This is a genomic window from Herbaspirillum sp. RV1423 (assembly GCF_000577615.1).
Taxonomy (GTDB): domain Bacteria; phylum Pseudomonadota; class Gammaproteobacteria; order Burkholderiales; family Burkholderiaceae_D; genus Herbaspirillum.
On the sequence record NZ_CBXX010000037.1, the window covers coordinates 23,645 to 48,180 of the forward strand.

Consider the following 24,536-nt stretch of genomic DNA (forward strand, 5'->3'; position numbering starts at 1 on the left):
AAGCTTTGGGTCGCCTTGCGCCTACGGCATGCGCCGCTCTTTGCGGAACGACGCCTGGATCTCGGCGACTTGCTGCGGGGTGTAAAAACCGAATTGCAGCATCAGGTCGAGTGCCGTGCCATGCCGTGCACGGTAGACATCGTTGAAGCGTGCGCGTGCCAGATTTTCCGCTTCGCGCCGCAATTGCGCGTCGGCCGATAGGTAACGGGGATCGCGGATGTATTCCATCAGGATGCGCAATTGACCAGTAGCGCCGTCGTTGGCGCCGCGGCTGTTGAAGGGCGAGCCCAGTCCGCTGGAGTCGCCGAGGAATACCACGTTGCCATGGACCGGGTTGCGCGCCCGCGTGATCTTGCTCGCAATCGGCGGCGAGCGCCAGGTCTCGTGCGATTGGTCAACGATGATTGGCGAGGGCAGGTTTGCGAGCAGGCGCGGAGCGCGTTCGAACAGCGCATCGAGTTCACGTTCACCCTCTGCGGCAGGCATCGCCCGTATACGTGCTGCCTCTTCCGGGGTTGGCAGCACCGACACATTGGCTTGCAGGCCGTCGGGCCCATTCCATACCTGGGTAAGGACGGCCGCCTTGCGATCGCGGTCGATCTCGATGCTGCTGCCGCCACCAGGCGGGGAGCCGCCGGCATGGCGGGCCAGGTAATTGCGCTGGTGCCAGATTTCATCCACCGCGATTGATTCGGTGCCGCCAAAACCGTCGTCGAGCCTGGGCGTATTACCTTCGACAATAAGAACTAGTGCAGGCAGGGCTGTCGGCGGCTGAATTATCTCACCCGTCTCGCTGCTATCTTCTCCCATGCGGATACCGGGAACGGACTCGCCGTCGACTTCGCTCAGTTCCGCGATTTCGCCGTTGAGCAAATGTACGCCGATTTCACGGCAATACCGGCTCAAGCCAGCCTGGGCGTCACGGATTTGGGTGAGCGCGTAGGTCTCATAAAAGTCGGTCTCGCTCTCACGCGCGGGATCGGGATACGCCCATGGCCCTGTAGTCGGGCCGACCGGGGCGAGGGGGATCGGCTGCTGCTGGGCTGGCGTGGCCGGCGTGGCCAGGTCGGAGATGATGCTGCGCTTGCGAGCACGGCGAATGATCTTCCGGAGACCGAAACTTTCGGCGCGTCCAAGGCTGCGGGTGATCAGTTTTTCCTTTATCAGTAGTTCGATCAGGTCCGGCGGCCATTCTTTGAGCGTAAAGCGCTTGAGGTCCAGCACCGTCCTGCGTTCTGCATGGGAGCGTTTTTCCACGACCAGGACGTTATAGCCAAGGCGCTGGCGCAGGTGGATGGCCGCCAGATAGCCCACGATGCCGCCTCCCGAGATAACCACGAAGGGCGTGTTCAGGTGCGGGTCGGCGAATTCTTCAGCGAAGTGCGTCAGCAGTGCCTTGAGCGCTTGCGACGTCTTGATGTCGAAGGGAATGCGGTAGCGCTCCTGTTCGATCAGTCGCTCGAAGCCGGAGCGCCCGATCGACGATGGTGAGCCACTATCCTTCTTGTCGTTGTTGCGGTCAGGGGCTGGCGCAGGGGCTTTGGCCAGGTTAGGGGCGGGCGTCTGCGATTCATGTGCCAGGACAGGTTGAGCGGGAAGCGATACAGGAAACATAGGTGCGAATGACGGTCGTTTGCACGGCGGCAGATTGTGTGCGCACGACGCATGCGGCATGCGCCGTACGAACCAAACTGAGCAGACCGTTTTGTCCTCAAGCTTTCATGGAAGGGGGCGACCTGGCTTTCCTGCAGTCAAGCCGATAGCATGGCGATCCAAGGTTTTACGTCGGCGTGCCGACGGGACGGCATGTCGCGTGGCATCGTACACCCATGTGCAATGAGTGTTGGCCGCACGCGATTTTGTTCCATGCGTGCCGGCGGACTAGCCTGGGACGTCATGCCTGATTCGATGGATTGCCGTAACGGTGTCGGAATAGCGCAGGCTCTTTTCGAGGCGAGAGGAGTGAATCCGATTGGACCGTCGCTTCTGCAAGGCGTCCTATTTTGCGTGAGGTTGCGATGGCTCCTTCCTATTCAATTCGTATGAGCTGCGGTTCTCCACGTCGGCATCGTTTGCATATGAATTGAAAGATATTCCAAGCCATACTCCAAATACGCAGGCGCTCATAAGTCCCAGCAGCACGGCAAATGCTCCGATCACTTCGGAGGTCCCGAGAAAAGCAATTACATCCATTATTTTTCCTTCTACGCTGTTCGTCTTGCGAAGCAGCTTCTTTTTTGGTTGGGGAAATACAGCAGTTGCTGCTGTCGTCCGCAATGAGTGTTTCTCGCGGTCAAATTGATCCAAAAAAGACTTTGATGCTTGCCGCTATAAACGGCCAAAAACGGCCGGCTGCGCCATCGAATAGATCGCGGGAGAGCGTGCGGTGAACGCAGCGAGGGCCGCCGCCGATACGCGAAAGCCCGGTTGCGTGGCCGCACTGCCAAAGGGGGCGGGGAGCCGCAGGAAAGCAGTCAAGTTCAAGCAATACGTTCCCCTGCTTTGGGAAGCAGAGAATTTCTTCGGCGCTCCTGAGAGCGTCTTGCTCGCTACCTGATCGCTACCTGACCGAATCAGAAATTGCTCTTGATGCCATTCACCCATGATTTTGCCGGCAGCTTGGTCGCTGCGGTGATTTCCGCGGCGCGTTCGTACAGGGCAGGGAAATCCGGTTGGATCTTGTGCTTGAAGGCGAGGGCGACGATGTTGCCATCGTGTACTTCCGGCAGCGAAATGACCTGGTCGAAGGCGTAGCGCATGGCCTTGAGGTTCTTGGCGTAGCTCGGATGGTCGCCGAAGAGGTTGACCGTCATGATGCCGTGTTCACTGAGGCTGTCGCGGCAGGCGACGTAGAACTCGGGCGTGTCCAGCACCGGGCCGCGCGCGGTGGCGTCGTAGAGGTCGACTTGCAGGACGTCGATGGCGCCTGCGCGGCGGTCGTCGTGGATGAAGTCGTTGGCGTCCATCTCCAGGATGGACAGGCGGTCGTCTTCCGGCGGCAGCTTGAACATGCTGTGGCAGATGGCGATGACAGATGGATTGAGTTCGACTGCGGTCACGCGCGCCTTGGGAAACTGGCGGTAGCCGAATTTGGTCAGCGCCCCTGTGCCGAGGCCGAGCTGGACGATGTTTTCCGGCGCCTTGTTGAAGAGCATCCAGCTCATCATTTGCTGGGCATACTCAAGCTCGATCCAGTCGGGTTTGCGGATGCGCATGGCGCCTTGCACCCATTCGGTGCCGAAGTGCAGATAGCGGATGCCGTCCTGCTCCGAGAGCGTGACCGGGGCGAATCTGGGTTTGCGGGTCACGCCCGCCTTGGCTTTGTCGGTGCCGGGGCCGGCCTTGGTGTTGGCTTGCGCCTCGATGGATTTTCTTCTGATGAGCATGATGTTGCCTAGATTCGAATTGCAGAATGATACCTTGTCGCGGACCTGGCGTTGCGGCAAGGATATTGCGGAGGCGTTTTTACGATCCAGGGGGCATGATCGGCATGCGATCATCGGATACACTTGCATCCATGCTCAAAACCATACTTTTCATCGTCAGGCTGGCCATCGTCTTTGCCGGCATCGTCCTGTTCGGGCGTGCGGTGCAGTACCTGATTCTCAATGGCGGATTTTCCGGCTCGTTCTATGACATGATTTTTTTCAGGTCGTAGATCCCGCGGATGTCAGCCTGCGGCCAGAAACGCCTCTGCCAGCCTGACCCAATAAGTCGCCCCGATCGGCAGCAGGTCGTCGTTGAAGTCGTAGCTCGGATTGTGCAGGTTGCAAGGTCCGACGGCGTGGCCGCTGTCGCGGTGGCTGCCTTCGCCGTTGCCGATGAACACGTAGCAGCCCGGCTTGTGCTGCATCATGTACGAGAAGTCCTCGCCGGCCATCGACGGCTCGACATTGGCGTTGACCTGCTCCGCGCCGACGATGTTTTGCATCACGCCGACGGCGAAGGCGGTTTCTTCGGCGTGATTGAGCAGCGGCGGATAGCTGCGCAAAAATTTGAATTCGATTTCCGCGCCGAAAGCGGCGGCGGTATGGGCGGCGATGTCGTGCATGCGGCGCTCCAGCAGATCCAGTACTTCCATGCTGAAGGTGCGCACCGTACCGCTCAGCGTGGCATCGTCCGGGATCACATTGATGGCGCTGCCTGCATGGATTTGCGTCACCGACAGCACCGCGCAATCGTTGGGATTGATATTGCGCGCGACGATGGTCTGCCAGCTTTGGGCGATCTGCACCGCCACCATCACCGGGTCGATGCTTTTGTGCGGTTGCGCCGCGTGCGAACCCTTGCCCTTGACCGTGACTTCAAACGCATTGCTCGATGCCATGATCGGTCCCGGACGTACGCCGAAACTTCCGACCGGCATGCCCGGCCAGTTGTGCATGCCGAACACGGCATCCATCGGGCATTTTTCGAACAAACCATCCTTGATCATCTTGTCGGCGCCGAGGCCGCCTTCTTCGGCGGGCTGAAAGATCAGGTAGATCGTGCCGTTAAAATCGCGCTGTTGCGAGAGGTAACGGGCCGCGCCGAGCAGCATGGCTGTGTGGCCGTCGTGGCCGCAGGCGTGCATTTTTCCGGCGTGGCGGGAGGCGTGCGGGAAGGTGTTGAGTTCCTGCATTGGCAGCGCATCCATGTCGGCGCGCAGGCCGACGGCGCGCTTGCCGTCGCCGTTTTTGAGAATGCCGACCACGCCGGTGCCGCCCAGGCCGCGCAGGACCGGGATGTTCCATTCAGTCAATTTGGCGGCGATCGTATCCGCAGTGCGATGTTCTTCGTAACGCAGTTCGGGATGCGCGTGCAGATCGCGGCGGATCTGCTGGATTTCCGAATGAAATCCGATGATGGGATCGATCAACTTCATGAGGCCTGCCTTTGTAAGCGCTTCTTACTTGTTTGTGAATCTGCTGCACGACGCAATCTCGCCGTTATGATACTCGCCGTATTCCAATACGGCTGGGCTGCTCGTGACGGTTTTTTTCGGCTCCCTGCCGCACGGCAGCTTCAGGTCTTGTCACTCAAACTGTTTTGCCATTTTTTCCGGCAGGGGGACGTTGAGCCATTTCTGCACGATCGCGTTCAGTTCATTGTTCTTTTTCGCTTGCGTCAGAGCGGCATTGACCTTGGCCATCAGTGCCGGTTCTTCCTTGAGCAGGCCGACGTAGCAGCCGGACTCCTGAATCACGTATTTCATTTGCGGTTTGTTGGCGGGCATTTTCTCTGCCAGGGCAACCGCGACGAAGTCGCCGGTGCCGACCAGTTGCACCTGGCCCGACAGATAGGCGGAGATCATGCCGTTGTTGTCTTCGTAACGCTTGATGGTTGCGCTGGAGGGGGCGCTTTCGGTGAGCTGGATATCCTGGAAGGTGCCGCGCGCAACGCCTACGATTTTTCCGGCCAGGTCAGCCGGGCCTGCGACCTTGATGTTGGCCGGGCCGAAAACACTGTTGTTATACGGCGAGTAAGGCTGAGAAAAGGCGATGACTTTTTCGCGCTCGGCATTCTTGCCCAGCGTCGAAATGGCGAGGTCTGCCTTATGCGTTTGCAGGTAAGCGATACGGTTCGCGCTGCTGACCGGCACCAGTTCCAGTTTCAGTCCCATACTCTTGGCGATCAATGTCGCCACGTCGATGTCCAGGCCTTGCAGTTTCAGGTCGGACGTGACCGAGCCGAACGGGGCGAAGTCCTGCGGCACCGCAATGCGCAAAACGCCGCGCTTCTGGATTTCGGCCAGCGCATCGGCATGGGCGTTGGTTGCGGCTATGGAAAACAGATTGATGGACAACAGGAACAGCAGTTTTGCGAATTTCATCGGTCTCACCTGGGGACATATTGATCAAGGCCGTTCCGGCATGAAAGACGCCGGAGCGGATGTGCAAAAAATGAGATTTCAATCAAGCAATATATATGCCACGGCTTAAAGGAAGCGCAAAAATCCTGTGTGGAAGACTTCAGGGGCGGGCGTCGCGTATTTTCAGTTTTTCCCATTCCCTTTTTTTCTCCGCATAGGGGCGTGTGTACGCCGGGCTGCTTGACGGCAATCTGATTAACCGATAGCGACAAGCGATTTCTCCCAATGCCTTCACGCCAAGCTTCTCGGCTGTTCCGCCATTGAATGCAATGGTGTGCAACTGCGGCAATGTGTTTAACAGTTGGATCAGGTCGTTGTGAACATGATCGCGAATATTGCTATCGAGGCTTCCTTCCCGACGTGCTTCGGCTACCACATCCCACAAACCGATGCAGTTCTTCAATAGCGTTTCCAGGCGTTGCGGATAAGGCAGGGATACCAGATCGGTATCGATAACGTCGGACATCAGCGCCCAAAATTTGTTTTGCGGATGGGCGTAGTACTGGCTGTGCGCCAGCGATGCTTCGCCGGGCAGGCTGCCGAGGATCAGGATGGCGGTGTTGGCGTCGGTGACGTGGGCGAAGCTGCGTTTGCGCGACATGCGGTTCAGGAAATAGGCGATGGATTCAGGATTTTGCTGGTCGCGACGCGGCCGAGGGAATAAGGCTACACTATTTGGCGGACGTATTCTTCTCTTCGCGATCCGGCACACGACAACATATAAGGATAAAACACATGGGACAACAGATCATTCTCGTCACCGGCGGCAGCCGCGGCATCGGTGCTGCAGTTGCACAATCGGCGGCAGCGCACGGCTACGCCGTTGCCCTCAGTTACGTATCGAATCGCGCCGCCGCCGACGCGGTGGTTGACGGCATCGTCAAGGCCGGCGGACGCGCGATTGCCGTCAAGTCCGACGTCGCGGTGGAAGCCGATATCCTGCATCTGTTCCAGACCGTCGACAAGGAGCTCGGCACGCTCACCGCGCTGGTCAACAACGCCGGCATCCTGGAGCATCAGATGCGGGTCGAAGACATGACCGCCGAGCGCATCAACCGCGTGCTGCTGACCAACGTCACCGGCAGCTTTTTGTGCGCGCGCGAAGCGGTGCGTCGCATGTCCACCAGACACGGCGGCAAGGGCGGCGCCATCGTCAACCTGTCGTCGATGGCGGCCAAGTTGGGCGGCCCGGGCGAGTATGTCGACTACGCCGCTTCCAAGGGCGCGATCGACGCTTTCACCGTCGGTCTGTCCAAGGAAGTTGCGGCTGAAGGTATCCGCGTCAACGCTGTCCGTCCCGGTCTGATCTATACCGATATCCACGCCAGCGGCGGCGAAGCGGGACGCGTCGACCGGCTCAAGGATGCCGTGCCGATGAAGCGCGGCGGCACGGCAGAGGAAGTCGCCAACGCCATCCTGTGGCTGCTGTCGGAGGAAGCGTCATATGCAACCGGCACCTTCATCGACGTGTCCGGCGGGCGTTGATCCGGTTTCGTTTTCGTCTCGTTCCATCAGGAGGCAGACATGAACGTCCTCACCCATCGCCGCATTGACCTGTTGCTGGCCCGTTATGCGGAAAGCCATCGCCACCGCGTCAATGAACTGATCCATTGCGTCTGCGTGCCGGCTATCGTACTGTCGCTGCTCGGTTTGTGCTGGACCGTGACGCCGCTGCTGGCTATCGGCCTGGCAGCGGCGTCGCTGGGCTATTATCTGACGTTGTCGCCGCCGTTCGCCGTCGGCATGCTGGTCATGGCAGGGGCGATGCTGTTGATCCTGTCCAGTTTGCCGGCCGGTACGGTGTTGCCGTTTTCGGCGGCGATTTTTGTGGTGGGGTGGATCGGGCAATTCATCGGCCACAAGATCGAGGGCAAAAAGCCATCCTTTTTCGAGGACCTGCGCTTCCTGCTGATTGGGCCTTTGTTTGTGCTGAGCCTGCTGTATCGGCGTTTTCATATCCGCTATTGACAGGACGCGGAACGAAATCCAGAAAATCGGGTCAAGAGGGCGGTCTGTATTAGAATGTACAGAGTTGTTTGTCGCGCAGGAATGGCCGAATAAACATGCGGACATGCGCGCAGCAAAAACACCGCCCGATGACCGGGCAAACTTTCCGTCGGAGTTTTTGTATGAAGAAATTGCTTTTAATCGTCGCCGTCAGCTCGCTCGCAGCAGGTTGCGCCGTCACGCCGAATTCGGCCAGCGTCTACAACACGCGTCAGGCCCAGGGCGAACAAACGGTGCGCATGGGGGTGGTCGAGTCGGTTCGTAACGTCACCATCGACAAGGGCGCCAGCGGCGTCGGTACGCTGGCAGGCGGCGCGCTGGGCGGCATCGCGGCCGGTTCCAATGTCGGTAGCGGCAACGGCGCGTTGGCGGCAGGCATTGTCGGCGCCCTGATCGGCGGCGTCGCCGGCAACCAGGTCGAATCGCGCATCGCCAACAAGCCGGGCCTGGAAATCACCGTGCGCCTGGACAACGGTGAACTGCGCGCCATCACCCAGGATGCCGACGAACTGTTTCGTGTCGGCGAGCGCGTGCGCCTGCTGTCCTCGGGGCGTACTACCCGCGTGACGCACTAAGCCGATCGTAGTGGCGGCGGTCGCAAGACCGCGCAAACCGTTGCCGTTCAAGCCGTCTGGCTGGGCCGCAACGGTTTTTTCATGGGCGTACGGAAAGCGTCCGGCCGGCGCCATCGTAGGCCGATTGCACCAGCCATTGCTCGCGTCTCAGGCGATACAGCACATGCACGCTCAGGGGATGGCCACGCGGCAGGCGCGGGTGTTCAAAATTATCCTCCGCGCGCGTGTGCATGCCCAGGCGCCGCATGACTGCCTGCGAGCGCTTGTTGCTTGCCGCTGTGAAGGAAACGATTTCCTTCATGTCGAGAACATGGAAGGCATGCCGCAGCACCGCCTGCGCGGCTTCGGTCGCATATCCCTTGCCCCAGGCGGCGGGCGTCAGGCGCCAGCCGATTTCCACCGCCGGCGTGAAATGCGCATCGAACGCCACGCGCAGCAAGCCGACGAAACCCGCAAACGGCAGCTCGCCTGGAATTTCCAGCGCCCACAAGCCGAAGCCGTGCAGGGAAAAATGCTCCTCGATGCGTTTGACCAGCACATCGTTTTCGCTGCGGCTCAGCACTGACGGAAAATAACGCATCACTTCAGGATCGGCGTTCATTGCCGCGCAAGGCGCCACATCGTCCTTGCGCCAGGGACGCAACAGGATGCGCGCATGGCGCAGTTCAGTCGACATGGCGCAGGCGGTTGACGAAACCGATGTACACCACGGTTTGCAGTAGCGCGACCGTGCTGCCGGCTATCACTTCCGCCACGCGCAGGAGCGCCAGATGCAACTCTTCTTGCAATCCGCCGCCGGCAAACGCCGCCGACATCAGGATCACCACCGTGGCCGGTCCCAGACGCCAGTTGCTCGGGTAGTTTTGCCACAGCATGGCGACCAGCACGGCGCTGGTAAGCGCGACCAGCATCGACAGGAAATTGGCGCCGAATATCACCAGGCAAAGGCAGGCGACGATGGCGCCGGAAATCGTGTTGATCAGCCGTGCGCGGAAGTTGGCCTTGGCGACCGTCATGTCAGGTTCGGTCACGATGATCAGCGAGATCATGGCCCAGTAGGGTTCAGGCAAGCCGAGTGCGCGCAGGCCGTACCAGAGGATCAGCGAGCCGGAGAGAATCTTGACGAGGTAGACCAGCGCGTTCTTGCGGGGATTGATGAAGTTGAATTCCATGGGCGTTTGCAGTGATGCGAAGGAAAGGCGGTCTTCACTTTAACGGAAAAGCGCCGTCAAAGCGACAACGGCGACCTCAAGGCCGCCGTTGCGCATGTTGCGGAGAACCGGCTTATTTCGATGTCATGCCCAGCAACATCTCGTTGAGACGCTTGACGAAGCCGGATGGGTCGGCCAGCGCGCCGCCTTCAGCCAGCAGAGCCTGGTCGAACAGGATATGCGACCAGTCGTCGAACTTGGCTTCTTCGTACTTCAGGCGCTGCACCAGCGGGTGGTCCGGGTTGATTTCCAGGATCGGCTTGGACTCGGGGGCATTCTGGCCGGCGGCTTTGAGCATGCGCACCAGGTTGCCGGACAGCTCGTTTTCATCCGCCACCAGGCAGGCCGGCGAATCGGTCAGGCGGAAGGTCACGCGCACATCCTTGGCCTTGTCGACCAGCGAAGTCTTCATCTTTTCGACGAGGTCCTTGAACTGGGTTTCGGTCTCTTCGTGCTGCTTCTTCTCGGCTTCGTTTTCCAGTTTGCCGAGGTCGAGCCCGCCCTTGGCCACCGAGGCCAGTTCCTTGCCGTCGAAGTCCTGCAGGAAGGACAGCATCCATTCGTCGACGCGATCGGTCAGCAGCAGCACTTCCACGCCTTTCTTGCGGAAGATTTCCAGATGCGGGCTGTTCTTCGCGGCATGGTAATTCTCGCCGGTGACGTAGTAAATCTTGTCCTGGCCTTCCTTCATGCGGCCGATGTAATCGGCGAACGAGGTAGTCTGCGCCTCCGAATCGTTGTGCGTCGAGGCGAAGCGCAGCAGCTTGGCGATGCGTTCCTTGTTGGCGGCGTCTTCGCCGATGCCTTCCTTGAGCACCTGGCCGAATTCGGTCCAGAAGCCGGCGTACTTGTCCTTCTGCGCCTGATCGTCGCTGTTGGCGAGTTCTTCCAGCAAGCTCAGCACGCGCTTGGTCGAGCCTTCACGGATCGCCTTGACGTCGCGCGACTCTTGCAGGATTTCGCGCGAAACGTTGAGCGGCAGGTCGGCCGAATCGATCACGCCCTTGACGAAGCGCAGGTAGACCGGCATCAGTTGCTCGGCGTCGTCCATGATGAATACGCGCTTGACGTACAGCTTGATGCCGCCGCGCTTGTTGCGGTCCCACATGTCGAACGGCGCGCGGGTCGGGATGTACAGCAGTTGGGTATATTCGCTGCGGCCCTCGACGCGGTTGTGCGTGTAGGCCAGCGGCGCGCCGAAGTCGTGCGAGATGTGCTTGTAGAACTCTTCGTATTGCTCGGGCGTGATGTCCGACTTGCTGCGCGTCCACAGGGCGCTGGCCTGGTTGACGGTTTCCAGTTCGTCCTGCTGGACGGTTTCCTTTTTCTCGTCGTCCCATTCTTCCTTCTGCATCAGGATCGGCAGCGAGATGTGGTCGGAGTATTTGCGGATGATGGATTTCAGTTGCCACGAGGACAGGAACTCGTCTTCGCCTTCGCGCAGGTGCAGGATGATGTCGGTGCCGCGATTCGGCTTGTCGATCGCTTCGATCGAGAACTCGCCAGCGCCTTCGGATTCCCAGCGCACGCCTTCATTGGCCGGCGTGCCGGCGCGGCGGGTTTCCACCGTGATGCGGTCGGCGATGATGAAGCCGGAATAGAAGCCGACGCCGAACTGGCCGATCAGCGCCGCGTCCTTCTGCTGGTCGCCGGACAGTTTCGAGAAAAATTCCTTGGTGCCGGACTTGGCGATCGTGCCCAGATGGGAGATCGCTTCGTCGCGGTTCATGCCGATGCCGTTGTCGGAAATGGTGATGGTGCGCGCCGCCTTGTCGAAGCTGACCTTGATCTTCAGCTCGGGATCGTTCTCGAACAGGGCGCTGTCGTTGATCGCCTCGAAACGCAGCTTGTCTGCCGCATCGGAGGCATTGGAGATGAGTTCGCGCAGGAAAATCTCCTTGTTCGAATACAAGGAGTGGATCATCAACTGCAACAGTTGTTTGACTTCGGCCTGGAAGCCCAGGGTTTGTTTCTCGGGTGCTGCCATAGTTACCTTACCTCTTGAGTTGGAAATGATTGCCGGAAAAAGGTGCATCAGCGCCGCCCCAGATACAAGCGGGACATGCTACGTCGATGCGCTACGTCGATGCGTATTGTAAAAAGATTGCGGCGGCTTGGGCGAATTTCAATGGAGGGAGCAGAAAAAAATTGCATTTCGGAAATGGGGAAAACGCTGCGGCATACAACGTCATCTCCTCATCACAATTAGCAGGGAGAATACATCTGCGTATTTCTCAGAATCGGAATATGCACGACCGTTTGCCGACAATCTTGGCAATTGATCCGCAACTCATTGATTAATTATGTGTTTTTATAAATGCGAGCAGATTATTGATGTTGCCTAAAGTATAATTCGGCAGCAGTAAAAAAATGCCCCAGCAAAATCCACAATAAAAGATATGGCAGTTTCCGGGGACGATTGAAGTCGGTTGGTTTGAGGGCTTGTTGATTTTCATTCGTATGATGGGAGGGGGGCCGGTCTCCGGATCGGGCTGTTGTATCTAATAATGACATATAAAAACAAGACGTTAGTCTTTGGCGCGCTGTTTTTTTCGATCCTTTCGAACGTAGTCGCAGCATCTGACGCTATCAATTTACCTCTGCTTTCCCGTGGAAAATTTCCGTCCGGAAATTTAACATCCGGGGTATCCCTGCTTGCGCAGGCGAAAAGCGACGAACTGGTTTCAGATACGCCTCCGCAAATGCGAGTGATTCCAGATCGAGAGGGCGATGCAGCGCAAAAATCCGCAGCGCAGCCATCGCCGGCGGAGCTTGCCGCTCGTGCGGAAGCCTCGGCCAATTCCAATGACGAAATTCTCGCGTTGCTGCGCCAGTCCGATCCAAGCTTCAGCGGCAGCGCCATCGACTTGCCGCCGGTGCAGGTGGAAACCGTCGACGACCTGCAAGTGCCGTTCCTGACGCTCGACCAGGTGCTGGATCTGGCGCTGAACAACAGCTACAGCTACGCCGCCACCGCCGCCCAGGCCGACCAGGCCCGCTACGCCTCCAAAGCGTCGCTGGGTCAGATGGGGCCGACGCTGGACGTGCGCACGCAGAAGGGCAAGGAATATTCGTCGCCGGCATCGTTTCGCGACGAGAACGGCAATATTGTCCAGGCCGACAGTCACAAGCGCTGGGATGCGACGCTGATCGGCCGCCAGCCGATCTTTGCGCCGGGTTCCTATTTTGATTATCAGAAGCAGCGTGCGATGTCGCAGGCCGCCGACCTGCGTCGCGACGATGCGCGCGAATCGCTGTACTACTCGGTGATCAAGGCTTATTACGACGTGCTGCGCGCTTACGCGTCTTTGTCGTTTGCGCGCAGCTACGCCAAGCGCATGGACGAACTGCTGGAGTACATGCGCAAGCGCCTGGAGGGCGGCGGCGCCAGCAAGATCGATTTCGAACGCGTGCGCGGCCGTTCGCTGCAGGCGCAAGCTACCATCGCCGAAAGCGAAGGCACGCTGGAAAGCACGCTGGTGACGCTGACCCAACTGATCGGACGGCGCGTCCAGCAGGTGCAGGTCCCGGCGCGCATGATGCCGGCGGTGCCGCCGACCTCGCGCGTGGCGCTGCAGGATGTTCTTGAAAGCAACGCCGGCATCCGCGCCGCGCGCAGCGATACCGACGCCGTCCGCGAAGAATTGAAATCGGCCCGCGCCAAGTTCACGCCGACCTTTGCGGTCGAATGGTCGCAGGCCAAGACACGCGGCGCCGGCGGCGACCAGACCTTGCAGACCGATCGTCGCCTCATGCTGGTGATGACCATGAATCTGCTCAATGGCGGTTCCGACGCGTATTACCAGAGCCAGATCGGCGCCAAGCTGGTGGAAAAGAGCAATACCGCCGCCGACCTCGAGCGCAAACTGAAAGAGCAGATCGAAATCAATTACCGCACCCTGGGCGCGGTCAGGAAGCGCATGGACATTTCGCGCGAGGCGTATGAAACCAACGCCAAGGTCGCCGATGTTTTCCTCGAGCAATTGTCGACCGGCAGCAAGCAATTGCTCGATGTGCTGGATGCGTACCAGCAGGCTTATCAGGCGCGCATGGATTTTGCACTGCTGTTGTTTCAACAGGCGGATATCAGCTATCAGATATTACGCAACACCGGGCGCGCATGGACGCCGTCCGGCGATCAATCGCGTAACGGCAAATAGGGAAGGCTCGAGCAAGCGATGGACGGGGGAAAGGAACAGAATTTCTGGCCGGGGTTTGTGGACGCGTTGTCCAATGTCGTCCTGGTCATGATTTTCGTGGTGGTGGTGTTCGTCGTGACGCTCTTCTACTATTCGCAGAAGCTGGCGGAAATCCGCGTGAGCAAAATGGTCACCAAGGGTATGGTGCAGACGCAGAGCGGTTCCACCCGTGTCAAGCCTGACGAGGTCGATGCACCGGCAGGCGAAGACGCCGACACCGCACGGCTGAAGAGCGAGAACCGCGACAAGAGCAACGAGATCGCAAAGCTCAGGCGCGAGATCGCCCAGCTCAAGTCGCAGCAGGCCGCGCCGCCGCTGCAGGCCGATGCCGGCAGCCTGCGCAGCGCCGCCGGTGCAGGCAACAACAATATCCAGGTCAGACTCGAGCAAGCCAAGGAAGTCGCGCCCGGCATGCGGGTCGACGGCAGCGACAAAGCAGTGGTCCTGCACTTCGACAAGGAAGCCACCGAACTCAGCGCCGACGGCAGCAAGACGCTCGACGGCAGCATCGGCGAATGGGTCCGGCGCGTCAAGGCGCAGCAGGGCAAGATCATCGTCACCGGCGTCATCGGCTCGGCCGAATTCAGCGAAGCGCGTCGCCGCGCCTACTACCGCACCGTCGCCGTGCGCAATCACCTGATCGACGTCGGCGTCGACAAAGAGCGCGTGGTCAGCCGCGTGGCGACGTCCGAGAACAGCACCGAAAGCAACGCGCGCGTGATCATCCAATATCTGGCGGAGGGCAAATGACGACGCTTCCTTTGGAGAAGTTGCGCTGGGATATGCGCCTGCGCCTGCAATTGAGCCTGCGCAGCCGGCAGATGATGCGGCTGCTCGCGCCGCGGCTGGACGTCCAGCTTGGCAATCATCGCCAGTTGCCGCGTCCGCGCATGTTCATTCTCGCCACCGTGTTCCTGCTGCTGTGCCTGCTGGTGTGGTCGTGGTTCGCACCGATCGACATGGTGGTGCGCGGCAGCGGCCGCATCGTCGCCTCCGAACATAACCAGGTCATCCAGCATCTGGAAGGCGGCATCGTTTCGGCCATCCTGGTGCGCGAAGGCGCAGCGGTGAAGAAGGGGCAGATCCTGATCTCGATTGCCGACGTGCGCGCCAATGCCGATCTCGGCGAAGGCAAGGTCAAGATCCTCGGTCTGCGCGCGCGCATCGCCCGCCTCAAGGCCGAAGCGGGCGGCGCTTCTGCGGTGGCGATGCCTGCCGACCTGCAAAACGACGATCCCGCGGTACAGAGCGAACTGGCCTCGTTCGCCGCGCGCCAGGCCAAGCTGACGCAGGAACTGAGCGTCTTGCGCGAGCAGTCGGCGCAACGCCAGGCCGAAGTCGGCGAAGCCGCCAGCCGCCAGAAGAGCCTGGTGTCCGAATACGATCTGGCGCAGCGCCAGTACAGACTGGTGCATGGCATGTTCGAGCGCAATGCCGCTTCGCAACTGGAAGACATCCAGTCGCAATCCAAGGCGCAGGACGCGCTGAGCCGCCTGAACGCCACCAACGCCATGATCCCGCGCCTGAACGCCGCCATTTCCGAAGCCCAGGCCAAGATGGGCGAAGCGTCCTCGCGCTTTCGCGCCGAGGCGCGCAGCGACCTCACCACCAGCGAAACCGAACTGGCGCGCCTGCAGGAAGAAATCAAATCGCGCAACGACCGCGTCTCGCGCTCGGAAGTGCGCGCGCCGATGGACGGCATCGTCAACCGCGTACTCATCAACACCATCGGCGGCGTGGTCAAGCCGGGCGACGCCATCATCGAGATGACGCCGACCGACGACAAGCTGGTGATCGAAGCCAGGATATTGCCGACCGATCGCGCCCAACTGATGACCGGCGTGCCGGCGCGCGTCAAGGTGTCGGCCTACGACTACGGCGTGTACGGCGCGATGAAGGGCGTGGTGACCGAGGTCAGCGCCGACACCGTGCCAGAAGAGCGCGGCGAGCGCTTTTACCGCGTCAAGATCGAAGTCGCGCGCGACGCCAAGCGGGATATCGGCCTGCCGCTGATGCCGGGCATGACGGCCACGGCCGACATGATCGTCGGCCGCCGCACGGTCTGGCAATACCTAATGTCGCCGCTGAGCCGCTTCGGCCAGACCGCGCTCAGGGAGCCGCGCTGAGGAGCCGCAATGCATTCCCCCATGACCATTTCTCTGTTTTTTACATCTTTCGGAACCTGATCGTATGAAAAACCTGCGCAAATTCTATGCACTCGCCGCGATTCCGTCCTTGTTTCTGTTATTGGGCGGCTTCCTGTTCAGAGACTTCGTCCTGCATGCGATCCGGATCAATCCCTTCCTGAACTTGTTCATTATCAGCGTGGCGATATTCGGTGTCTCGCTGATCGTCTACAACATGTGGCGCGTGAACTGGGAATACGACAAGCTCACGCTGTTCTACGCGCGCGTGAATGGCGGCGAATCGATGGAAGACCTGGTCAAGGCGCCGGAATTCCAGGACAGCGAAATCGCCAAGGTGCTGGTCAGCGTCGCCAACACCAAGGGCCGTCTGACATCGCGTATCGAACAGGAAACCATCGAGCGTTCGCTGGCCGACCTGCAATCGCACCTGGAAGCGAAACTCGAATTCCCGCAGTTCCTGACCGGCTTCATGATCGCGCTGGGCCTCCTGGGCACCTTCATCGGCCTGCTCGAAACGCTGGTCGGCACGGCGGCGCTGATTGACGGTTTCGGCAAGGCGACCCAGGGCGGCGACATGGATGCATCGTTCATGCATCTTGTGTCCGACCTGCAAAAACCGCTGGCCAGCATGGGCACCGCGTTCAGTGCCTCGATGTTCGGCCTGATCGGTTCGCTGGCGCTGGGCCTGACGCTGACGCCGCTGCGCGCGGCCGGAAAGAAACTCGTCTCGCGCGCACGCGAATGCATCAGCGACATGGTGCAGCACGTCATCCACGATATGTCCGGACCGGCGGCGACCACGCGCCAGGGCGTGTCGGAATCCTTCCTGGCGGAGTTCCTGCAGGATCTCATGGTGTTGCAGCGCGAATCCATCATGGCCTCGCGCGCCAGCTCGGAAGCCTCGATGCAGGCCGGCATCAAACTCGAAGGCATGAACGAGCGCCTCAACAACATCGTGCAACTGTTCCATGAAAGCATGGATGAATCGAAGAGCTTGCGCCAGTTGGTGTCGTTCGGTCCGCGCATGCATGAAGTCGGCCAGCAGACGCTGGAGGAGATCCGCAATCTCGGCCAGATCATCAATCAAAAAGTCACCTCGGCGCGCGACCTGACCGAGAGCCTGTCGCTGCTGGAAGAACGCCTTTCGGTCAACGGCGACATCGCCATGCGCAGCTTCGAAGTGCTGCCGAAGATCGTTTCCACCATCGAGAGCGGCCAGATGGCGCTGTCGTCGGCATTGACCTCGATGCAGGCGCAGCAGTCCGAAATCGCCAACCTCAACGAAAAATCCGCGCAAAACATCGCCCAGTTGCCGGCGCTGCTCAACCAGATTTCCATCCGCATGGGCGACGAGCTCGGCGCCATCCAGCACCAGGGCGAAATCCACGCTACCGTATCGACCCGCCTCGGCGAGCTGGGCAAGGTCATCGGCGAGAACTCCAGCAACATGGCGCGCGACGCCTTGTCGGCGCGCCAGTTGCAGATCGACCTGGCCAAGCATATGGCGATGATGAACGACCGCGTCAAGAACCTCGGCGCCATCCCGACCTCGCTGACCTCGATCACCGAAGCGCTGATGCGGCAGAACATCAATGCGCAGACCGTCATCGACGAAATGCGCAGCGGCCGCCAGACCCTGGTCAAGGACTTGCGCCTGGAACTGCGCGAAGCGATTCGTGAACTGTCGCTGGCGGGCAAGGAAAACGGCTGATGTCCTGAGCCATTGATTGCCGCCTGAACCGCGAACGGAACCCATGAACGAAAGCGACCAAATCCACGTCGACCAGCCGCAAGCCGATTTGCATTCGCTGCGCAAGGACCCGGCATACCTGATGCTGATGCGCGCCTACGGTACGCGCTTCGTCGAGATCGTCGTGGCCGGCGTGCTGATCAATCTGTTCGGGTTGTTCATGCCGATCTATTCGCGCCTGGTCTACGACAAGGTGATCGGCAACCACATTCCGGAAACGCTATGGGCGCTGACCCTCGGCATGGCCTTGTTCATCGTGCTGGAACTGGTCATGCGCGTGATCCGCGTGTACTACATCGAGCAACTGGCGGGCCGTTTCGACATCGAGTTCGACAGCGTGTCGGCGCGCCGCCTGCTGGCGTCCCGGGTCAGCGCGCCGGTCGGCGTGGTGCTGGCCAAATACCGCGACCTCAGCAGCGCGCGCGACCTGCTGTCCTCGAACTACATGCTGATGCTGATCGACCTGCCTTTCCTGGCCATGTACCTGGTGGCGCTCGGCCTGATCGGCGGCCATCTGGTCTGGGTCATCCTGGTCGGCGGCGCGATGCTGGTGACGGCGCAGTTGCTGTGCAAGATTCCGGCGACGGATTACGGCAATGCCGCGATGACATCCGGCATCGGCAAGGTGGACAAGCTGGCCAGCCTGGTGTTCGGCATGGAAACCCTGAAGACGTCGCCCTTGCAAGATCGTCTGGTCAAGGCCTTCCTGCAGGATGCTGCCGACAATGCGGTCAACCTGGCCAAGAGCCGTTTCTGGATGAATGTCGGTTACGCCTTGTCGGCGGTCGGCTATACGCTGATCTCGGTCGGCACGCTGGTGGTCGGCGTTTATCTGGTGGAAGACAATGCGCTCACCGTCGGCGCGCTGATCGCCAGTTCGCTGCTGATCGGCCGCGCCACCTCGATGCTGTCGTCGGTGACGATGGTGCTGGGCCGCATGGAAATGTTCCGCCGCGCACGCGCCGCCTTCGAAGAACTGTTCGACGACGAGCCGGAACAGGTGGTCGCCGACGTCTTGCGCCAGGACATGCGCGGCCTGATCCAGGTGGTCAACCTGACGCTGCATCTGGACAAGAACGAAAGACCGGCGCTCGACAACGTGTCGCTGGCGATCCAGCCCGGCGAAAAAGTCGGCATCGTCGGCCGTTCCGGTTCCGGCAAGACCACGCTGCTGCGCGCGCTGGCCGGTTTGTACAAGATCGAGGCGGGCAAGGGCCAGGTGCTGATCGACGGCGTGGCGGTGGCGGCTTATGCGGTGCCGGTACGGATGCGTTGCGTCGGCTACAAGCCGCAGGAACCCTTTCTGTTCGACGGCAGCCTGGCGGCCAACATCTTCGTCGGCGACCGCGTCGACAGCAATGTCTATGAAGCGGCGCTGGCGGTGTCCGGCGTCGACGACCTGATCGCGCGCGGCGAGCTGCGCCTGGACCAGATGCTCAAGGCGCCCGGCAACCTGTCCGGCGGCCAGCGCCAGATGCTGGCCCTGGCGCGCACGGTGGCGGGCATGCCGACGGTGATGCTGCTGGACGAGCCGACCACCGGCATCGACTTGTCGACGGAAGCGAAGATCATTGAAAAACTGATGGCGTATTCGGCGCAGCGCACGCTGGTGGTGGCAACCCACAGCACCGCCTTGCTCCGGCGCATGGATCGCATCATCGTGCTCAACGACGGCAAGGTCATCGCCGACGGCCCGAGCGCGCAGATGTTGCAGCAATAACAAAACCAAGCTTCGATAACGAGGTTCATCATGGCAACTGCAATTCCACCAAAGACCAATGCAAGCAATGCCGCGGGCGCAGCCGGCAATGTGCCTACGGCTGTCACCGGCTCGGCGCGCGTGGCGATGCCCGACCAGAACGGCAGCTTCCACCTGAACGTGCCGCGCAGCGCGGTCAAGCATGTGCAGGTCGTCGATGTCGACATGGTGTTGCAGATGGACGACGGCAGCAAGGTGGTGCTGGCCGGCGGTGCGTTGGGCGCCATGGACGACAAGTCCCGGGTCATCTTCGCCGACGCCTCGCAGGATACCGGCCGCCTGTTCGACATGGTCGGCAAGATCCCGCTGCAAAACCATGACCAGTCGCTGATTCTCAATTCCGATCCGAGCAACACCCATGACCGCAGCGCCGATGCCGACGGCGCCGCGCAGGACAACCACTTCACCGCCAACAATAATTCGGCCCAGCTCAATCCCGCCGTCACCAGCCTGCTGGCCAAGATCATCCAGGACAACGCCGGTTCGCTGACCAGCAACGGTTTGCAAAACCTGGCGCTGCCGTCAGTCCCGGTACCGCCTGCGCCGCCGGTGACGACCGGCGCCGATTCGCTGATCAAGCAAATTTCCAATGCGTTGCCGGAGCGCCCCGGCGCGGTGCTGACGCCCATCGTGGTGGGACCGCAAACGCCGGCGATGACGGTGAATCTGCTCAACCTGACCACGCAGACGCAGGTCGGCAGCGTGCTGTACGGCAGCGGCGGTTCTCCGGCTTCGGCAACCGACGGCTCCAACGCGGTGCAGTTCGCGCCGCAGGTCATCAACGCCGGTAACGACGTGCACACCATCTATGCCACCGGCAGCACCACGCAGAGCGACTTCGTCAAGGTATTCGAGATCAAGGTGACCGGCGACGGCACCGTGAAGTCGATGCTGATCACCGGTGTACCGCCGACCATGACGATCCTGAATGCGACCAGTCTCGGCGGCGGCACGTATGAGATCACGCCAAACGTCGGACAAAAAATTTTCGACCTGCAGGTGAAGTACACCACGACGCCCGCGGATCCCAGTCAGCCGACGCCGCCGACCTCGACCATCAATTTCGATGTGTCGGTGGTGACGACGGACGGCCTGGTGCATCTGACGGATTCGCGCGTGGTCGTCATCAAGGACGCCAGCACCTACACCGACCTGACCTATCTCGACCCGGCCACCGGCAAGAGCGTCTGGGTCTTGCCGGCGCAGGGCGTGCCGCACGAGATCCATGCCGGCGACGGCGGCGTCACCATTTACGGCAGCAATGCCAACGATTTGTTGTACGGCGGCGCCGGCGCCGACACCATCATCGGCGGCAGCGGCAATACTTATTTCGAGGGCGGCGGCGGCGCCGACGTGCTGACCGGCGGTTCGCAAGGCATCAATACGGCCGGCTACAGCAATTCCGGCGCGGGCGTGACGATCAACCTGAACACCGGGCTGGGATCGGGCGGCGACGCCCAGGGCGACGTGCTGACCAATATCCGGAACCTGATCGGCAGCGCCTACAACGATACCTTTGTCGCCAACGCGGCGGTCAATCGCCTCGATGGCGGCAGCGGCGGCTCGGATACCGTGTCTTATACCGCGTCGGCTGCAGGCGTGACGGTCAACTTGATCGCCGGCACCGGCAGCAACGGCGACGCCGAAGGCGACACCTATGTGCATATCCAGAACGCGATCGGCAGCGCCCATGACGATATGTTCATCGCCAATACGCTGGCCAATCGTTTCGACGGTGGCAGCGGCGGTTCGGATACCGTGTCATACGCCGCGTCGAGCGCCGGCGTCACCGTCAATCTGAGCACCGGGGCAGGCACCGGCGGCTCGGCGCAGGGCGACACCTATGTCCATATCCAGAACGTCATCGGCAGCGCTTTCAACGACACCTTCGTCGCCAATAGCGATGCCAACAGTTTCGACGGCGGCAGCGGCGGGCAGGATACGGTCAGCTATGCCAATTCGGCGGCGGGCGTGTCGGTCAATTTCGTCAGCGGCCGCGGCGTCGGAGGCGATGCTGAAGGCGATACTTACAGCCACATCCAGAACGTGATCGGCAGCGCCTACGACGACGTGTTCGTCGCCGGCATCGACAGCCGCAACTTCAACGGCGGCAGCGGCGGTTCGGATACCGTGAACTACGGCGCCTCCACCGGCGGCATCATCGCCAACATGGTGACGATGACAGGCAGCGGGGGCTACGCGCAGAACAATACCTATACCAACATCCAGAACATCGTCGGCAGCTCGTCGAGCGACACCTTCATTTCGGGCGCTGGGGCCAACCATTTCGACGGCGGCTCGGGCGGCTCGGATACGGTCAGCTATGCGTTCTCGAATGCGGGCGTAACCGTCAACCTGTTCGACGGTAGCGCCAGCGGCGGCTATGCGCAGGGCGACACGCTGCTGCATATCCAGAACATCATCGGCAGCAATTACGACGACTTCTTCGTGGCCAGCGCGGACAACAACCGCTTCGACGGCGGCGCCGGCGTCAACACCGTCAGTTACGAGCAATCCGTGGGCGGCGTGACGATCGACCTGACCAACAACATCGGCACCGGGACCGGCAGCACCTATGCCAACGGCGACTCGTTCGTCAATATCCAGAACCTGGTCGGCAGCATTTACGACGATATCTTCATCGCCAGCGCCGATGCCAACAGGTTCGACGGCGGCACCAGCACCGCCGCTTCCCACAATCGCGTCAGCTATGAAGACTCGAACGCGGCCGTGACGGTGGACCTGAATTACACCGACGGCAGCGGCACTTCCGGCGGTTATGCGCAAGGCGACAAGCTGATCAATGTGCAGGACCTGACCGGCAGTAATTTCAACGACACGTTCATCGCCAATGCGGCTTCCAACAGGTTCGACGGCGGCGCGGGTTCGAATACGGTCAGCTATACCAGCTCGGTCGCCGGCGTGACCGTCGACCTGGTGCTGGGCGGCGGCAACGGCGGTTATGCGACCGACGACGCATATACCAACATCCAGAACGTCATCGGCAGCGCCTACGACGACATGTTCATCGCCAGCGCCGCCGCCAACGCTTTCGACGGCCTGGCCGGCAACAATACGGTCAGCTATGCCAAGGCCAGCGACAGCATTGGCGTGCTGGTGGACCTGGTCAACAATGTCGGCGGCAACGGCTTCGCCGCCGGCGACACTTACGCCAATATTCAGAACATCATCGGTTCGAGCAATGACGATACGTTTATTGCATCGTCGGTTGCCAATATCTTCGATGGCTTGCAGGGATCGGACACGGTCAGCTATGCGTATTCGACGGCGGGCGTCACGGTCAACTTTGTCACGGGCCTGGGCGCGGGCGGCTATGCGGCCGGCGACACTTACGCCAACATGGAAAACGTCGTCGGTTCGTCTTCCGACGACTTGTTCGTCGCCAGCGCCGACGCCAATACCCTGGATGGCGGCGTCAGCACGGCGGCGTCGCACAACCGCGTCAGCTATGCATCGTCGACGGCGGCCGTGACAGTGGACCTGAGCAGGACCGATGGCGTCGGCACCAGCGGCGGCTATGCGCAAGGCGACAAACTCAGCAACGTCCAGGATCTGACCGGCAGCGCGTTCGACGATACCTTTGTGGCCAGCGCCGCCGCCAACAACTTCGATGGCGGCGTCAGTACGGCGACGTCGCATAACCGTGTCAGTTATGCGAATTCGACGGCGGCGGAGACGGTCGACCTCTTCCTTGGCGTTGGTAGCGGCGGCGTCGGCAGCCTCGCGAATGGCGACACTTATACCAACATGCAGGACGTCACCGGCGGTTCCGGCGATGATACCTTCGTGGCCAGCGCCGCCGCCAACAACTTCGATGGCGGCGTCAGTACGGCGACGTCGCATAACCGTGTCAGTTATGCGAATTCGACGGCGGCGGAGACGGTCGACCTCTTCCTTGGCGTCGGCAGCGGCGGCGTCGGCAGCCTGGCCAATGGCGATACCTACGCCAATATCCAGGATGTCACCGGCGGTTCCGCCGACGACACTTTCATTGCCAGCGCGGCGGCCAACAGGTTCGATGGCAGCGGCGGCACGCACAATCGCGTCAGCTATGTGAATTCGACGAACGCGGTGACGGTCGATCTGTATCAGGGCATCGGTACCGGCGGGCTGGCCGACGGCGACACCTACACCGGCATCCAGGATGCCACCGGCGGTTCTGCCGACGATACCTTCATCGCCAGCGCGGACGCCAACAGGTTCGACGGCAGCGGCGGTTCGCACAACCGCGTCAGCTACGCCAACTCGGCGGCGGCAGTGACGGTGAATCTGTTCACCGGCAACGGCGTCGGCGGGCTGGCCGACGGCGATACCTATACCAATATCCAGGACGTGACCGGCGGCTCGGCCGACGACATCTTCGTGGCCAGCGCGGCAGCCAACAGGTTTGACGGCGGCGCCAGCACGGCGGCCTCGCACAATCTCGTGAGCTATGCGAACTCGAGCGTGGCGGAGACGGTCGACCTGTTTCTTGGTACCGGCAGCGGAGGGGCCGGCAGCCTGGCGGCAGGCGACACGTACGTCAATATCCAGGATGTCACTGGCGGTTCCGCCAACGATACCTTCGTGGCCAGCGCAGCGGCCAACAAGTTCGACGGCGGCGGAGGTACGCACAATCGCGTCAACTACACGAATTCGACAGATGCGGTGACGGTCGATCTGTATCAAGGCATTGGCGTCGGCGGGTTGGCCGATGGCGATACCTACGCCAATATCCAGGATGTCACCGGCGGTTCCGGCGACGACATCTTCATCGCCAATGCGGCGAACAATAACTTCGATGGCGCCGGCGGTACGCACAACCGCGTCAATTACGCCAATTCGGCGGCGGCGGTGACAGTGAATCTGTTTACCGGCAATGGCGTCGGCGGGTTGGCCGATGGCGATACCTACGCCAATATCCAGGATGTCACCGGCGGTTCCGCCGACGACACTTTCATTGCCAGCGCGGCGGCCAACAGGTTCGATGGCAGCGGCGGCACGCACAATCGCGTCAGCTATGTGAATTCGACGAAC

At 60.9% G+C, this 24,536-nt stretch carries 20 protein-coding genes; 11 read left to right on the forward strand and 9 right to left on the reverse strand.

The annotated features are described in order from the left end of the window. Positions 1 to 21 precede the first annotated feature (21 nt). The 3 genes from RV1423_RS23315 to RV1423_RS23325 all read right to left on the reverse strand — a co-directional run bounded on the left by RV1423_RS23315 (position 22) and on the right by RV1423_RS23325 (position 3,386). Entirely contained in the window at positions 22 to 1,614 is a 1,593-nt protein-coding gene (locus RV1423_RS23315; protein WP_034302082.1) for an FAD/NAD(P)-binding protein, read from the reverse strand. Positions 1,615 to 1,998: 384 nt separating this feature from the next. Next, on the reverse strand, positions 1,999 to 2,307 hold the full coding sequence (locus RV1423_RS30065) for a hypothetical protein (RefSeq protein ID WP_155835232.1): 309 nt from the start codon (positions 2,305 to 2,307) through the stop codon (positions 1,999 to 2,001). Between the two features lie 266 nt (positions 2,308 to 2,573). Beyond that, positions 2,574 to 3,386 (reverse strand): spermidine synthase, encoded by an 813-nt coding sequence (locus RV1423_RS23325; RefSeq protein WP_034302138.1) that lies wholly within the window; start codon positions 3,384 to 3,386, stop codon positions 2,574 to 2,576. A gap of 131 nt (positions 3,387 to 3,517) precedes the next feature. On the opposite strand from RV1423_RS23325, the gene RV1423_RS30425 reads away from it, so the two are divergent. Then, on the forward strand, positions 3,518 to 3,658 hold the full coding sequence (locus RV1423_RS30425) for a hypothetical protein (protein ID WP_197034991.1): 141 nt from the start codon (positions 3,518 to 3,520) through the stop codon (positions 3,656 to 3,658). A gap of 12 nt (positions 3,659 to 3,670) precedes the next feature. On the opposite strand, the gene RV1423_RS23330 is transcribed toward RV1423_RS30425, so the two are convergent. The 3 genes from RV1423_RS23330 to RV1423_RS23340 form a co-directional block, all read right to left on the reverse strand. Further along, positions 3,671 to 4,864: a M20 aminoacylase family protein gene (locus tag RV1423_RS23330; RefSeq protein WP_034302088.1), complete on the reverse strand. Its 1,194-nt coding sequence runs from the start codon at positions 4,862 to 4,864 to the stop codon at positions 3,671 to 3,673. Positions 4,865 to 5,014: 150 nt separating this feature from the next. After that, complete coding sequence (locus RV1423_RS23335; RefSeq protein WP_034302091.1) at positions 5,015 to 5,812, reverse strand: transporter substrate-binding domain-containing protein; 798 nt, start codon at positions 5,810 to 5,812, stop codon at positions 5,015 to 5,017. A gap of 139 nt (positions 5,813 to 5,951) precedes the next feature. Next, the gene (locus RV1423_RS23340) at positions 5,952 to 6,452 is read right to left on the reverse strand and encodes a DNA-deoxyinosine glycosylase (protein WP_034302093.1); all 501 of its coding nucleotides are present in this window, start codon (positions 6,450 to 6,452) and stop codon (positions 5,952 to 5,954) included. A 134-nt stretch (positions 6,453 to 6,586) separates the two neighbouring features. On the opposite strand from RV1423_RS23340, the gene RV1423_RS23345 reads away from it, so the two are divergent. From RV1423_RS23345 to RV1423_RS23355, 3 genes are all read left to right on the forward strand, one after another. Then, entirely contained in the window at positions 6,587 to 7,336 is a 750-nt protein-coding gene (locus tag RV1423_RS23345; protein WP_034302096.1) for an SDR family oxidoreductase, read from the forward strand. Positions 7,337 to 7,375: 39 nt separating this feature from the next. After that, on the forward strand, positions 7,376 to 7,819 hold the full coding sequence (locus RV1423_RS23350) for a DUF962 domain-containing protein (protein WP_034302099.1): 444 nt from the start codon (positions 7,376 to 7,378) through the stop codon (positions 7,817 to 7,819). A gap of 161 nt (positions 7,820 to 7,980) precedes the next feature. Beyond that, positions 7,981 to 8,433 carry a glycine zipper 2TM domain-containing protein gene (locus tag RV1423_RS23355; RefSeq protein WP_034302102.1) on the forward strand — a complete coding sequence of 151 codons (453 nt, stop codon included), beginning with the start codon at positions 7,981 to 7,983 and terminating at the stop codon, positions 8,431 to 8,433. Positions 8,434 to 8,512: 79 nt separating this feature from the next. Here RV1423_RS23355 and RV1423_RS23360 read toward each other — a convergent pair whose 3' ends face one another. From RV1423_RS23360 to htpG, 3 genes are all read right to left on the reverse strand, one after another. Continuing rightward, positions 8,513 to 9,109 carry a GNAT family N-acetyltransferase gene (locus RV1423_RS23360; protein WP_034302104.1) on the reverse strand — a complete coding sequence of 199 codons (597 nt, stop codon included), beginning with the start codon at positions 9,107 to 9,109 and terminating at the stop codon, positions 8,513 to 8,515. Continuing rightward, entirely contained in the window at positions 9,099 to 9,605 is a 507-nt protein-coding gene (locus RV1423_RS23365; RefSeq protein ID WP_034302106.1) for an FUSC family protein, read from the reverse strand. Before RV1423_RS23365 ends, RV1423_RS23360 begins: the two co-directional genes overlap by 11 nt. A gap of 112 nt (positions 9,606 to 9,717) precedes the next feature. Next, positions 9,718 to 11,631 carry a molecular chaperone HtpG gene (gene htpG, locus RV1423_RS23370; RefSeq protein WP_034302108.1) on the reverse strand — a complete coding sequence of 638 codons (1,914 nt, stop codon included), beginning with the start codon at positions 11,629 to 11,631 and terminating at the stop codon, positions 9,718 to 9,720. 86 nt (positions 11,632 to 11,717) lie between these two features. Here htpG and RV1423_RS30070 point away from each other — a divergent pair, with 86 nt between their 5' ends. From RV1423_RS30070 to RV1423_RS23400, 7 genes are all read left to right on the forward strand, one after another. Beyond that, a complete protein-coding gene (locus RV1423_RS30070; RefSeq protein WP_155835233.1) occupies positions 11,718 to 11,945 on the forward strand; it encodes a hypothetical protein in 228 nt (75 codons plus the stop codon). A 401-nt stretch (positions 11,946 to 12,346) separates the two neighbouring features. Next, on the forward strand, positions 12,347 to 13,804 hold the full coding sequence (locus RV1423_RS23375) for a TolC family protein (protein WP_051516887.1): 1,458 nt from the start codon (positions 12,347 to 12,349) through the stop codon (positions 13,802 to 13,804). 18 nt (positions 13,805 to 13,822) lie between these two features. Continuing rightward, positions 13,823 to 14,593: an OmpA family protein gene (locus RV1423_RS23380; protein WP_034302110.1), complete on the forward strand. Its 771-nt coding sequence runs from the start codon at positions 13,823 to 13,825 to the stop codon at positions 14,591 to 14,593. 32 nt (positions 14,594 to 14,625) lie between these two features. Beyond that, entirely contained in the window at positions 14,626 to 15,969 is a 1,344-nt protein-coding gene (locus RV1423_RS23385) for an HlyD family type I secretion periplasmic adaptor subunit (RefSeq protein ID WP_034302143.1), read from the forward strand. Between the two features lie 64 nt (positions 15,970 to 16,033). Continuing rightward, on the forward strand, positions 16,034 to 17,701 hold the full coding sequence (locus tag RV1423_RS23390; protein ID WP_034302112.1) for a hypothetical protein: 1,668 nt from the start codon (positions 16,034 to 16,036) through the stop codon (positions 17,699 to 17,701). Positions 17,702 to 17,744: 43 nt separating this feature from the next. Beyond that, the gene (locus RV1423_RS23395; RefSeq protein WP_034302115.1) at positions 17,745 to 19,460 is read left to right on the forward strand and encodes a peptidase domain-containing ABC transporter; all 1,716 of its coding nucleotides are present in this window, start codon (positions 17,745 to 17,747) and stop codon (positions 19,458 to 19,460) included. 30 nt (positions 19,461 to 19,490) lie between these two features. Beyond that, positions 19,491 to 24,536, forward strand: a 5,046-nt coding sequence (locus RV1423_RS23400; protein WP_034302118.1) for a hypothetical protein, incomplete at its 3' end; no start/stop codon positions are given.